This window comes from Shinella curvata, assembly GCF_022899935.1.
In the GTDB taxonomy this organism is placed as follows: Bacteria; Pseudomonadota; Alphaproteobacteria; order Rhizobiales; family Rhizobiaceae; genus Shinella; species Shinella curvata.
Window position 1 is genome coordinate 299,589 of record NZ_JALJCJ010000007.1, and the last position, 13,019, is coordinate 312,607.

Genomic DNA, 13,019 nt, shown 5'->3' on the forward strand with positions numbered 1-13,019 from the left:
CCCGCCACATTGGGAGGGGCGATGACGGTTGTCACGGAAAGCCGGGAGCCACGCACGAGCCGGCTCGGCATAACCGGCTGGATGCTGTTCGACTGGGCGGCACAGCCGTTCTTCACCGTCATCACCACCTTCATCTTCGGCCCCTATCTCGTCTCGCGCCTCACGCAAGACCACGCTGCCGGCCAGGCAGCCTGGAGCTATACGCTTACCCTCTCCGGCATCGCGATTGCGCTGCTCGCCCCCATCATGGGCTCGATTGCAGATGCTTCCGGTGCGCGAAAACCCTGGATCGCCGTCTTTGCGGCCATCAAGATCCTCTCGCTTGCCGCACTCTGGTATGCCGAACCCGGCAGCAGCCTGCTCTACGCCATGGCGCTGATCGTTCTGGCGACGGTGGCTGCGGAATTCTCCATCGTTTTCAACGATTCCATGATGCCGCGGCTTGTGCGCCCCGAAGACACCGGCCGCATCTCCAACATCGCCTGGGGTCTCGGCTATCTCGGCGGCATGATCGTGCTGATCGCCGTCGTCGCCCTGCTCGCCGCTAATCCGGAAACCGGCAAGACGGCCATCGGCATCGCCCCGCTCTTCGGCCTCGATGCGACGGCAGGCGAAGATGCCCGCATCACCGGGCCGATCTCGGCGCTGTGGTATTTCGTCTTCATCCTGCCGATGTTCTTCTTCACGCCGGATCAGAGCAAGGCCCTGCCGATCGCCGCCGCCGTGCGTGCCGGTTTCGCCGACCTCTCCGAGGCGCTGAAGGACTTGCACAACAAGCCCGGCATCCTGCGCTTCCTCGTCGCCCGCATGATCTATCAGGACGGCGTCAACGGCCTCCTGGCGCTCGGCGGCACCTTTGCCGCCGGCATGTTCGCCTGGCAGACCTTCGAGCTCGGCATCTACGGCATCATCCTCAATGTCGTCGCCATCGGCGGCTGCCTCTATGCCAGCCGGCTCGATACGCGGCTGGGCTCCAAGACCGTGGTCATCATGAGCCTCGTCTGCCTGACCATCGCGACCGTCGGCATCGTCTCGACCGGCCCCGGCTTCACCCTGTTCGGCCTGATCCCGCTTCCGGCAGAGGATTCCGACGGCCTCTTCGGCACCGCCGCGGAAAAGGCCTATATCCTCTACGGCCTGCTGATCGGTGTCGCCTTCGGTCCCGTGCAGGCCTCCGCACGCTCCTATCTCGCCCAGAGCATTCACCCGGACGAGGCCGGCCGCTATTTCGGCCTCTATGCCCTCTCGGGCCGCGCCACGTCCTTCCTGGCGCCGCTCTCGGTCGCCCTCATCACCACGGCAACGGGCTCCGCCCGTGCCGGCATGATGGCGCTCATCGTCTTCCTCGTCGTCGGCTTCCTGCTCCTGCTGCGCACGCCTTATCCAGCCGCAAAAGTCGAGGCCTGAAACGCAAAACGCCCCGCAAGCGGGGCGTTTCGATTTCCAGGGGGACTCCGGCTAAGGATCAGTGGCGGAAGTGGCGCATGCCGGTGAAGACCATGGCGACGCCCGCCTCATCCGCTGCGGCGATAACTTCCGCATCACGCATCGAGCCGCCTGGCTGGATCACCGCCGTCGCGCCGGCGGCGATCGCCGAGAGCAGGCCATCGGCGAAGGGCAGGAAGGCCTCGGAGGCGACGGCAGAGCCGCGCGTCAGCGGTTCTGCCAAGCCCATGGCCTTGGCGGCCTCTTCAGCCTTCAGGCCGGCAATGCGGGCGGAATCGACACGGCTCATCTGGCCGGCGCCGATACCGGCCGTCTGGCCGTCCTTGGCATAGACGACGGCATTCGACTTGACGTGCTTGGCGACCTTGAAGGCGAACTTCATGTCGATAAGCTCCTGCGCCGTCGGCGCACGCTTGGTGACGACCTTGAGCTCGAGATCCTCGACCATGCCATTGTCACGGCTCTGCACGAGCAGGCCGCCGGAGACGGTCTTGGCGGAGAGGCCCGGCACGCGCGGATCAGGCAGGGCACCCGTTACCAGCAGGCGCAGGTTCGGCTTGGAGGCGATGATGGCGCGGGCCTTCTCATCGGCATCGGGCGCGATGATGACCTCGGTGAACAGTTTTACGATTTCTTCCGCCGTCTCGCCGTCGAGTGTCGAATTGAGCGCGATGATGCCGCCGAAGGCCGAGACCGGATCGCAGGCCAGTGCCCGCGCGTAAGCGTCCTTCAGCGTCTTGCCGGTGGCCACGCCGCAGGGATTGGCATGCTTGATGATCGCGCAGGCCGGGCCGTTTTCCGGCAGGAATTCGGCGACCAGTTCGAAGGCGGCGTCCGTGTCGTTGATGTTGTTGTAAGAGAGCTGCTTGCCCTGCAGCAGCGTCGCGGTGGCGACGCCGGGGCGGTTCTCGCCGGTGACGTAGAAGCCCGCCTTCTGGTGTGGGTTCTCGCCGTAGCGCATCTCTTCCTTCAACACGCCGCCAAGCACGCGGTGACGCGGCATGGCGATATTGAGCGCCTCGGCAAACCAGTTGGAGATCGCAGCGTCATAGGCCGCCGTACGGGCATAGGCCTTCGCCGCAAGACGCTGGCGGAAGGCATAGGAGGTCGAGCCGTCGGCCAGCTCCTCCAGCAACGCCGGATAGTCCGAGGGATCGGTAACGATGGCCACATAGGCATGGTTCTTGGCCGAGGCGCGGATCATCGCCGGACCGCCGATATCGATATTCTCGACGGTCGTCGGATAATCGCCGCCCTTGGCACGGACTTCCTCGAACGGGTAGAGGTTGATGACCGTAAGATCGATCGCACCGATGCCGTGCGCCTTCATCGCCTCGACATGTTCGGCATCGTCGCGGATCGCCAGCAGGCCGCCATGTACGGACGGGTGCAGCGTCTTGACGCGGCCGTCCATGATTTCCGGAAAGCCCGTGACCTCCGAAACGTCGGTGACGGCGAGGCCGGCATCGCTGAGCGCCTTGTGCGTGCCACCCGTCGAGAGCAGACGAACGCCCTTGTCGGCGAGCGCCTTCGCAAGCTCGACGACACCGGTCTTGTCGGACACGGACAGGAGCGCGGTGCGGACGGCAACGCGGTCAGGGGCGGGGATTTTCTTGGAAACAACGGCCATGGGGCGCTCCGTTCTGCGGCCCCGGGAGGAGGGGGCGGATGGTCATGCGCCCCGTTATCACAGGCGTGAGCGGGAGAAAACCTTGAAAGGCTGAATTCTCAACCCCGAGCGCTCAGCGTTGCCGCGCCAGCGACCATTGAACTTCCGGCATCTCGGCAAGCGGCATGGTCAGCGTCAGCTGCCGGGACGGGCGCACACCCGAGGGATCGGCGAAGAAGACATCCTCTTCCTCTTCGACCGGCACATCGAGGCAGGTCAGCGCCCAGGCCTCGCCATCCGGCGCCACCAGCCGCGTCTCGCTGGCCGAGGCGCGGTAGAGCTGGATGGTCGGATGGATGTGGAAGCGCACGACGGCCACGCCCTTCTCGATAGGTGCATTCGGCGTCGCCGGCTTGAAGAAGCGCTCCCGGCCACGGATTTCGCCGCCCGTCGCCGAAACCAGGATATCGCGCTCATAGAGCAGACCGAACCGCTTGAGGTACCCGTCGTGGCTCGCCGTCACGCCATCGGCACCGGAATCGCGCTCGATGCGCGAGACGTTCACCTTGCTCACGCCGCCGACGATGATCGGTCCGAGGAACCGCGAACTGGAGATGCGCGAGGAGGAGGTGTCGTTGAGGTTCGCCACCGAATGGGCGGCCGTCATGCGCGACATCTGCCGCATTGCTTCACCGGCAAAGCGTGGCCGGCCCGAATTGACGATGAAGCGGTTCTTTCCGGAGGAAATCTCGATGGAGAGCGTGCCGGCTGCCGCCGTCGACGAGAGGTCGACGGATTTCGGCATGCCCGTATCCATCAGCACGACCGTGTCCTTCACCGCGACCCGGTCGTAGTTGAGCGAGGGCAGCGCCTTGAAGGGGGCGCCGCCCGTCTCGTCGTAGCGCAGCGCCGACATCAGCTCGTTGGCCAGCGTATAGGTCGCGCCGTTGAACAATGCGAGTTCGCCGCCCTGATGACGGAAGAAGCGCAGGGCCGGATAGATGCGGTCGATGCAGGGAATGAGCTGCGCCGGCATGTCATGGCCAAGATTGACATAGGTCTGGCGAAGCGGCAGCAGGTCGAGCAGAAGATCAAGGGCCGCACGGGGATTGCGCGAGCAATGACCGCCGTCGGGCAGGATCTGCCGGTCCAGCTCCTCGTCGAGATGGCGGGCGGCCTTGCGCATCTTGGATGGCGAGGACGGCATGGCTATGGACGCCATGGCAAGCGCGATGCGCACACGAAGCCGCGGCTCCCCGTCGCGCGTCGTATCGGCGACATGGCGCAGGTAGCGCACCTGGAAGGCGAGGCTCTTCAGGAAACGGCGGTAGAAGGGATAATCGGCGTCCTTCAGCACAACGGGCGAATGGGAGAGCCAGGCGATGATGCGTTGCGCCGTGACATCCGGCCGCCAGGCGAGCCCGCCGATGACACGACCATGGCTTTGCAGCCAGTCGTCGACGATGAAGCGGGTGGTTAGTGCCGCTCTTTCCGGATCGACAAGGCGCATATGGCGAAGCCAGCCGAAGCAGTGCAGGCGAACGGCGAATTCTTCCGACGGCAGTTCCAGCGCGAAGGGCGATTCGCCTTCGCATTCGAGGCTACGGCCGGCGAGCGGAAAACGGCCGGCGGTAATTTCTTCTCCGGCGAAAGAATCGGCGGGATGCAGATCCGTCGGCGCCACGATCAGACGGTCCGGCGTGCCGCCGGAGAAACGCATGGCGCTGATCCGCCCCAAGGCAAGCCTTCGCGAGAAGCGCCGCCAGCCTTCACGCATATACAGATAGGATAGCCGCTGCCGGTCGGAAAGCTGCATGGTTAACGAATGCCTCCAGACCTATAGGTAGGCCGAGGAGAGGAGTGCCGTCAATTCATCGCCTACTGATGGACTGTTGATGACCTCGGCAATATTTTGGGATGATTTTGCGCTCAACCGGCTTTTCTCAGCCGAACAGCGTAAAATCCATCCAATCCACCCGCGTGATCGCCGGTTGCCGGTAGCATGGCCGGCGTCGTGCGCAGCTCGCCGCGCGGCGAAACCGCATCTTCCAGACCCGGCCAGTCGGCGGGATCGGCGGGGATGATTCGCCAATCCGTGTTGTCGGCCAGCACGCGGGAGACCATGTCTTCGCCCTCAACAGGATCGAGCGAGCAATTGGAGAAGACGAGGTCTCCACCCGGTTTGACCAGCGTCAGGGCGTGACGGAGCAAGCGCTCCTGCAGGCGCGCGAGCTTTTCGATATCCTCGGGACCCTTGGTCCAGAGCACGTCGGGATGTTTGCGGATCGTGCCGGTGGAGGAGCAGGGCGCGTCGAGCAAAACGGCATCGAAGAGATCGTCGGAGCGGAAATCCGCCATGTTGATCTCCTGCGTCGCCGCAGAAAGGCCGAGGCGCTCGAGATTACCGATAAGGCGCTTCAGGCGATTACCCGACTGGTCGAGCGCCACGACATCAGCGCCGGCGAGCAAAAGCTGCGCCGTCTTGCCGCCGGGGGCCGCGCAGAGATCGACGACGCGCTTGCCTTTGAGATCTCCGAACAGCTTTGCCGGCAGGCTCGCCGCCGCATCCTGCACCCACCATTGGCCGTCCTCGAACCCTTCCAGCGCGGGAATGGCGCCGGAGGCGGCGGGAAGCCGGACGGAACCGGTCGGCAGCACACGACCACCGAGTTTGGCTGCCCAGCCTTCGGCGTCGGACTTGACGGTGAGGTCAATGGCCGACGGTTGCAACATCGCTTCGGCGATGCGACCGGCATGCTCGCGGCCATAGATATCGGCGAGGCGGTCGTAAAACCATTCAGGAATGACGGGAACGGTGCGGGTCGCCGTGAGATGCGAGGCCTTTTCGCGCGACAGCCGGCGCAGCACCGCATTGGTGAGGCTGGCGAAACGGCGGTTGCGCGGATCAAGCTGCGCCTGCTCGACCGCGAGATCGACAGCCGAGTGATCCGGCACGTCGAGATAAAGGATTTGTGCGGCGGCAACGGTCAGGACGTGGTGCAGGGCGCGCGCGCCATCCGGCAGCGGCGTGCCGACGAGCGTGTCGAGAATGGCCTCGATGCGGGGAAGGTGGCGCAGTGCCGTGTTGATGATAGCACGCACCAGCGCCCGGTCGGCATCGTTCAGCTGGCGATAGGCGGGGTTGCCGTTTTCCAGATCCAGCATGCCGTCGAGCGACGTCTTGCGATCGACCACGGCCGCGAGAATTTTAGCCGCCGCCTGACGGGCGCGCAGGCCCGGCTTTTCCGGCTGGCTCTCGGCCACCTCGGGCTTCGGCCGCCTGGGGCCGCCAGGGCGTTTCGGGAACGGTTTTTTTCTGCGCGTGTCGTCGTTCAAGACCAAGGACCTTTGGGCGGTTCGGAACCACCGCGTCCCCAGCCCGTCGTCGGTACGGAGCGCGATTTGCGTGACGGATTATCAGCCCGGACCGGTTCCGTCGAGCGGGCCTGCATGGTGCGGGCCATTTCCTGAAGCGCCGCGATGCGGTTCTCGGTATTCGGATGGGTCGAAAACAGGTTGTCCATGCGTTCGCCCGAGAGCGGATTGATGATGAACATATGCGCCGTCGCCGGATTGCGCTCGGCATCGTTGTTGGGAACACGACCGGCCGCGACTGCGATTTTGCCGAGCGCCGAGGCGAGCCACAGCGGGTTACCGCAGATTTCCGCACCACGCTTGTCGGCGGAATATTCGCGCGTGCGGCTGATCGCCATCTGCACCAGCATGGCGGCGAAGGGCGCGACGATCATCGCGATCAGCACGCCGACGAAACCGAGCGGGTTGTTGTTTTCGCGGTTGTTACCGCCGCCGAAGAACATGGCGAAGTTGGCGAGCATGGAGATCGCACCGGCAAGTGTCGCCGTCAGCGTCATGGTCAGCGTGTCGCGGTTCTGGATATGCGCCAGTTCATGCGCCATCACGCCCGCCACCTCTTCATAGGACAGCGCCTGGAGGAGGCCGGTGGAGGCGGCGACGGCTGAATTTTCCGGGTTGCGACCCGTGGCAAAGGCATTCGGCTGGTCGCTGTTGATGACGAAAACGCGCGGCATGGGCAGGCCGGCGCGCGTGGCAAGATCCCGTACGATGCCGTAATATTCGGGTGCCGTGCGCTCATCGACCTCCTTGGCGCCGTACATGGACAGCACCATCCGGTCGGAATTCCAGTAGGAGAAGACGTTCATGCCGATCGCGACCACAAGCGCGATCATCATGCCGCCCTTGCCGCCGATGAGCAGGCCCACGCCCATGAAAAGCGCCGTCATGACGGCGAGCAGCATGGCTGTGCGAACGATGTTCATGCGTTTTCGGCTCCTGTCCAGTTCCATCGACCCGTTTGTCGATCCTTGTTGTCAAGGACATGTTTCACGTGAATCAGCGCTTTCCACAGCGTCTTCACGCTCCTATATGATGGGAAACCACCCGCACTTCTTCAATATCCCGGAAGGATGCCGATTTTCATGAACAGCGACAACGACAATCATTCCGACGGCCGCAAAGTGCTTTCACCCGCAGCCCAGCGCGCCCTGCAGGAAGCCGAGGAACGCCGCAAAGCAGCTGAGCCCGTCGAGCGCGCCGAAGAGATCGGCGGCCGCGGCGGCGAGGACCCGGCACGGTTCGGCGACTGGGAGATCAAGGGCCGGGCGATCGATTTCTGAAAGCCGGAATCCGGCTCAGGAGTCAGCCCCGCCTCAACCCTCCTTGCTTCCATGCCTCCAACCTCCTTCGTCATCCTCGGGCTTGACCCGAGGATCCATACGGCGAGCACGGCATTTGTGGGGTGGATCCTCGGGTCAAGCCCGAGGATGACGTGAGTGGGGAGGAGAGGGGGATTGCCCATTCCAATAAGTCCAAGCAATCTCTCCAAACGAAAACGGCGGCCATTGGCCGCCGTTTCGCTTTATCGTTCCGTACCCGAACCGATCAGCCGCCCGCCTTGTTCTGGCGGTTGGCGATGAGGTCATCGACCACAGCCGGATCGGCGAGCGTCGAGGTATCGCCGAGTGCGCCGAAATCGTCCTCGGCGATCTTGCGCAGGATGCGGCGCATGATCTTGCCGGAGCGGGTTTTCGGCAAGCCGGGCGCGAACTGGATCTTGTCCGGGGTCGCGATCGGGCCGATTTCCTTGCGGACGTGCTTGACGAGGTCCTGGCGCAGCGCGTCATTGCCCTCCTCGCCGGCCATCAGAGAGACGTAGCAATAGATGCCCTGGCCCTTGAGGCTGTGCGGATAGCCGACCACGGCAGCTTCCGAAACGAGGTGGTGCGAGACGAGGGCCGATTCGATTTCGGCCGTCCCGAGGCGGTGGCCGGAAATGTTGAGCACATCGTCGACGCGGCCGGTGATCCAGTAATAACCGTCCTCGTCGCGGCGGCAGCCGTCGCCGGTGAAATACTTGCCCTTGTACGTGGAGAAGTAGGTTTCGACGAAGCGCTTGTGATCGCCATAGACCGTGCGCATCTGGCCCGGCCAGCTGTCGGTGATGCAGAGATTGCCGTCGGCTACCCCCTGCAGCACGTTGCCCTCGTTGTCGACGAGTTCCGGCTTGATGCCGAAGAAGGGCCGTGTCGCCGAGCCCGGCTTCAAATCCGTCGCGCCGGGCAAGGGCGTGATGAGGATGCCGCCGGTTTCCGTCTGCCACCAGGTATCAACGATGGGCGAGCGGCCTTCGCCGACGACATTGTAATACCATTCCCAGGCTTCCGGGTTGATGGGCTCGCCGACCGAGCCGAGAAGGCGCAGCGACGAACGCCCGGAACGCTTGACGAAGTCGTCGCCGGCGCCCATCAGCGCGCGGATCGCCGTCGGCGCGGTGTAGAAGATGTTGACCTTGTGCTTGTCGACCACCTCCCAGAAGCGGCCGGCATCCGGGAAATTCGGCACGCCTTCGAACATCAGCGTGGTGGCGCGGTTCGCCAGCGGTCCGTAGACGATGTAGGAATGGCCGGTGACCCAGCCGACGTCGGCCGTGCACCAGTAGATATCGCCGTCCTGGTAATCGAAGACGTATTTGTGCGTCATCGAGGCATAGACGAGGTAGCCGGCCGTGGTATGCAGCACGCCCTTCGGCTTGCCCGTCGAGCCGGAGGTGTAGAGGATAAAGAGTGGGTCTTCCGCCTTCATCCTGGCCGGCGGACAATCGCGCGGCACCGTCAGCACTTCCTTGTGGTGCCAGATGTCACGGCCCGGCGCCCAGCCGATCTTGCCGCCGGTGCGGCGCACGACCAGAACCTTGTTGACAATGACATGCTGCTTGGCGGCGATGTCGATCGCCGTATCGGTGTTTTCCTTGAGCGGGATCGGCTTGCCGCCGCGCACGCCCTCGTCGCAGGTAACGACGAAGGTCGATTCGCAATCGACGATACGGCCAGCCAGCGCATCCGGCGAGAAACCGCCGAAGACCACCGAGTGGATGGCGCCGATGCGCGCGCAGGCCAGCATCGCATAGGCCGCTTCGGGGATCATCGGCATGTAGATCGTGACACGGTCACCCTTCTTCACGCCGTGCTTCTTCATAACGTTCGCCATGCGGCAGACGTGTTCGTAAAGCTCGTTATAGGTGATCTTCTTGTCGATATAGGGATTGTCGCCTTCCCAGATGATGGCGACGTCGTCGCCATGCGCCTTCAGGTGGCGGTCGATACAGTTGTAGGAGACGTTGGTGATGCCGTCCTCGAACCACTTGATCGGGACCTTGCCGTTAAACGAGGTGTTCTTGACCTTCGTATAGGGCTTGAACCAGTCGATGCGCATGCCGTGTTTGTCCCAGAAGCGCTCCGGGTTCTCGATGCTCTCGCGATACCATTTCTGATAGGTATCGTTGTCGATGAGCGCACGGCTTTTCGCGGATTTCAGGACCGGATAGGTCTTTGCGGACATGGATGCCTCCCTCATGACTGCGCATACGCGGAACCGTATCTCCTCCGGTCCCGCCACTCTCGGCGCCATTCATATCAGGTCAAAGCATTACGGCAATTAGACAAAGGTCATTTGTCTCTTGAAGAATTGCATTTCTGCGACAGTGAGGGTATAGAGGGCGCAATTCCCGGAACATAGTGGTTAACTACCCCACGACCCGCGACACCGGCGCGGACGGACAGAAGGACTATATGCATGGCTCAGCAGCTCCTCATGCCAAAGGCGACCGCGGTCTGGCTGGTCGACAACACGGCGCTGTCGTTCGAACAGATCGCGACTTTTTGCAAACTGCATCCGCTTGAAGTGAAGGCAATCGCTGACGGCGAATCAGCCCAGGGCATCAAGGGTCTCGACCCGATCTCGACCGGCCAGCTGTCGCGTGAAGAAATCGCGCGCGCCGAAGGCAACCCGAACCACAAGCTGAAGCTTTCCGACCCCAAGGTCCGCGTTCCCGAATCCAAGCGCAAGGGCCCGCGCTACACGCCGGTCTCCAAGCGCCAGGATCGCCCGAACGCCATTCTCTGGCTCGTGCGCAACCATCCGGAACTCAAGGATGCGCAGATCTCGCGTCTGGTCGGCACCACCAAGTCAACGATCGAGCAGATCCGCGAGCGCACCCACTGGAACTCGACAAACCTGACGCCGATGGATCCGGTCACGCTTGGCCTGTGCTCGCAGATCGATCTCGACCTCGAAGTCGAACGCGCCTCCAAGGGCCGCCCGCTGCCGACAGCCGCCGAACTCGGCGCCACGCTCGAATCCGCCCACGAAACGGAAAAGCTGCCCTACAGCGACCGTGAAGAGGAAAAGGAAATCGACGCCGACGCCGTCTTCGCCAAGCTCAAGTCGCTCAAGTCGTCCACCCCGGACGAGGACGAAGACGACCGCTACTAAGCGAAATCATCGTCACGAAACAATAAGACCGGTCGCCAAAAGCGGCCGGTTTTTTTGTGCTTGTGCCGGGACATTGCCTCCCAAAACGTCACCCTCGGCCCTGAGCCGAGGAACCACAAACCTGGGCGATGAGCGTGCGGATGGATGGTCGGGTCAAGCCCGACCATGACGGAGGAGGGCAGTGGCGACTTCTTGTATGGAAGTGGCGCATGCAAGGCTCTGTGCAAGGACCTTGTTAGCCGATCTTCCGCCCCGTGAGCACCTCGGCGATCTCATCCAGAATAGCGGGATCGTCGATCGTCGCCGGCATCTTCCACTCCTCGCGGTCGGCGATCTTCTGCATCGTGCCGCGCAGGATTTTTCCCGAGCGGGTCTTGGGCAGACGTTTCACGCAGATCGCCGTCTTGAAGGCGGCGACGGGACCGATTTTTTCGCGCACGAGGCCCACCACCTCCGCCTCCACGAGCGATGATTCACGTGAAACATTGCTCTTCAACACGAGGAACCCGGCGGGCACCTGGCCCTTGATGTCATCGGCGACGCCGATGACGGCGCATTCGGCAACGTCGGGATGGCCGGCGCAGACCTCCTCGATCGCGCCCGTCGAGAGGCGGTGGCCGGCGACATTAATGATATCGTCGGTGCGCGACATGATGAAGACATAACCGTCATCGTCGACATAACCGGCATCCGCCGTCTTGTAGTAGCCGGGAAACTCCGAGAGGCAGGTAGTGCGAAACCGCTCGTCGGCATTCCAGAAGCTCGGCAGGCAGCCCGGAGGGAGGGGGAGCTTGATGGCGATATTGCCGAGCGTGCCCGCGGTGACCTCATGGCCCGCATCGTCGAGCACATGAAGATCGTAGCCGGGCATGGGCACGGTGGGCGAACCGTGTTTCACGGGCAGCGCATCGAGGCCGAGCGGATTGCCGACGATCGCCCAGCCCGTCTCCGTCTGCCACCAGTGATCAATGACGGGAACACCGATCACAGCTTCGGCCCAGCGCAGCGTGTCGGGGTCCGCCCGTTCGCCGGCGAGGAACAGCGCCCGCAGGCTGGAGAGATCATGGCGTTTTACGAGCGCGCCTTCGGGATCCTCCTTGCGAATGGCGCGGAAGGCCGTCGGCGCTGTGAAGAGCACGGAGACCTTGTACTCCTCCACCACCCGCCAGAAGGCGCCGGCATCCGGCGTGCCGATCGGCTTGCCCTCATAGAGCACCGTCGTGCTGCCGTTCAGCAGGGGCGCATAGACGATGTAGGAATGGCCGACGACCCAGCCGATATCCGACGCCGCCCAATAGACTTCGCCGGGTTTCACGCCATAGAGCGCCTGCATGGTCCAGGCGAGCGCGACCATATGGCCGCCATTGTCGCGGATGACACCCTTCGGCTGGCCGGTCGTGCCCGACGTGTAGAGGATGTAAAGCGGATCGGTCGCCGCCAGCGGCGCGCATGGAATGGAACGCCCGCGCGCCGCGTCGAGCGCCGCGCCCATATCGATATCCCGCCCATCCTGCAGCGTCGCGGCAAGTTCCGGCCGCTGCAGTACAAGGCAACGGTCCGGCTTGTGGCGGGCCAGATCGATGGCGACATCGAGCAGCGGCTTGTAGGCGACGACGCGGTTCGGCTCGATGCCGCAGCTCGCCGTCACGACAAGCCTCGCCGTCGAATCATCGATGCGCGCTGCCAGTTCGCTTGCTGCAAAACCGCCGAACACCACGGAGTGGATCGCGCCAATGCGCGCGCAGGCCAGCATGGCGAAAATCGCCTCGGGGATCATCGGCATGTAGAGTATGACCCGGTCACCCTGTTCCACACCCTGATCCACCAGCACCGCCGCCATGGCGTTCACGCGCTCGAGCAGCTCGGCATAGGTGAAACGGGCCTTCCGGCCGGTCACCGGGCTGTCGTAGATCAACGCCGCGACCTCGCCGCGCCCCGCCGCCACATGGCGATCGACGCAGTTGTGACAGGTATTGCCGCGCGCATCGGGAAACCAGCGGCCATAGACGCCCTGGTCGCCATCGAAGATATCCGTCGGTTCCGTGAACCAGTCGATCGCTCGCGCGGCTTCACGCCAATGCGCGTGGTGATCATCCTTCCACGCGCGATAAATCTCGGCATAGGTTTTCTGCATCGCTTCCTCCCGCCAGCCGAT

Annotated in this window: 9 protein-coding genes; 3 read left to right on the forward strand and 6 right to left on the reverse strand. The window is 63.6% G+C overall.

Translation table 11 applies throughout. The features are described from left to right. Positions 1-21: 21 nt before the first annotated feature. On the forward strand, positions 22-1,407 hold the full coding sequence (locus MUU55_RS24525; RefSeq protein WP_244763400.1) for an MFS transporter: 1,386 nt from the start codon (positions 22-24) through the stop codon (positions 1,405-1,407). 58 nt (positions 1,408-1,465) lie between these two features. Here the strand turns inward: MUU55_RS24525 and purH are convergent, their stop codons facing one another. The 4 genes from purH to htpX form a co-directional block, all read right to left on the reverse strand. Continuing rightward, entirely contained in the window at positions 1,466-3,076 is a 1,611-nt protein-coding gene (gene purH, locus MUU55_RS24530; RefSeq protein WP_244763401.1) for a bifunctional phosphoribosylaminoimidazolecarboxamide formyltransferase/IMP cyclohydrolase, read from the reverse strand. A 112-nt stretch (positions 3,077-3,188) separates the two neighbouring features. Further along, positions 3,189-4,871, reverse strand: coding sequence for a heparinase II/III family protein (locus MUU55_RS24535; RefSeq protein WP_244763402.1), 1,683 nt, complete (start codon positions 4,869-4,871; stop codon positions 3,189-3,191). A gap of 113 nt (positions 4,872-4,984) precedes the next feature. Beyond that, positions 4,985-6,391 carry an RsmB/NOP family class I SAM-dependent RNA methyltransferase gene (locus tag MUU55_RS24540; RefSeq protein ID WP_425314228.1) on the reverse strand — a complete coding sequence of 469 codons (1,407 nt, stop codon included), beginning with the start codon at positions 6,389-6,391 and terminating at the stop codon, positions 4,985-4,987. Next, positions 6,388-7,353, reverse strand: a complete 966-nt coding sequence (gene htpX / locus MUU55_RS24545) for a zinc metalloprotease HtpX (protein ID WP_244763404.1) — start codon at positions 7,351-7,353, stop codon at positions 6,388-6,390. Before htpX ends, MUU55_RS24540 begins: the two co-directional genes overlap by 4 nt. A gap of 159 nt (positions 7,354-7,512) precedes the next feature. On the opposite strand from htpX, the gene MUU55_RS24550 reads away from it, so the two are divergent. Further along, positions 7,513-7,710 (forward strand): DUF1674 domain-containing protein, encoded by a 198-nt coding sequence (locus tag MUU55_RS24550; protein ID WP_244763405.1) that lies wholly within the window; start codon positions 7,513-7,515, stop codon positions 7,708-7,710. Between the two features lie 265 nt (positions 7,711-7,975). Here the strand turns inward: MUU55_RS24550 and acs are convergent, their stop codons facing one another. After that, positions 7,976-9,931 (reverse strand): acetate--CoA ligase, encoded by a 1,956-nt coding sequence (gene acs, locus MUU55_RS24555; protein ID WP_244763406.1) that lies wholly within the window; start codon positions 9,929-9,931, stop codon positions 7,976-7,978. Between the two features lie 234 nt (positions 9,932-10,165). Here acs and MUU55_RS24560 point away from each other — a divergent pair, with 234 nt between their 5' ends. After that, positions 10,166-10,864: a DUF1013 domain-containing protein gene (locus MUU55_RS24560; protein WP_244763407.1), complete on the forward strand. Its 699-nt coding sequence runs from the start codon at positions 10,166-10,168 to the stop codon at positions 10,862-10,864. Between the two features lie 235 nt (positions 10,865-11,099). On the opposite strand, the gene MUU55_RS24565 is transcribed toward MUU55_RS24560, so the two are convergent. After that, the gene (locus MUU55_RS24565; protein ID WP_244763408.1) at positions 11,100-12,998 is read right to left on the reverse strand and encodes a propionyl-CoA synthetase; all 1,899 of its coding nucleotides are present in this window, start codon (positions 12,996-12,998) and stop codon (positions 11,100-11,102) included. Positions 12,999-13,019: the final 21 nt, after the last annotated feature.

What these genes read in the sequence shown, in the direction of transcription:
- MUU55_RS24525 (WP_244763400.1), top strand. Translation starts at nt 22, where the DNA reads ATGACGGTTGTCACGGAAAGCCGGGAGCCACGCACGAGCCGGCTCGGC.
- purH (WP_244763401.1), bottom strand. Translation starts at nt 3,076, where the DNA reads ATGGCCGTTGTTTCCAAGAAAATCCCCGCCCCTGACCGCGTTGCCGTC.
- MUU55_RS24535 (WP_244763402.1), bottom strand. Translation starts at nt 4,871, where the DNA reads ATGCAGCTTTCCGACCGGCAGCGGCTATCCTATCTGTATATGCGTGAA.
- htpX (WP_244763404.1), bottom strand. Translation starts at nt 7,353, where the DNA reads ATGAACATCGTTCGCACAGCCATGCTGCTCGCCGTCATGACGGCGCTT.
- MUU55_RS24550 (WP_244763405.1), top strand. Translation starts at nt 7,513, where the DNA reads ATGAACAGCGACAACGACAATCATTCCGACGGCCGCAAAGTGCTTTCA.
- acs (WP_244763406.1), bottom strand. Translation starts at nt 9,931, where the DNA reads ATGTCCGCAAAGACCTATCCGGTCCTGAAATCCGCGAAAAGCCGTGCG.
- MUU55_RS24560 (WP_244763407.1), top strand. Translation starts at nt 10,166, where the DNA reads ATGGCTCAGCAGCTCCTCATGCCAAAGGCGACCGCGGTCTGGCTGGTC.
- MUU55_RS24565 (WP_244763408.1), bottom strand. Translation starts at nt 12,998, where the DNA reads ATGCAGAAAACCTATGCCGAGATTTATCGCGCGTGGAAGGATGATCAC.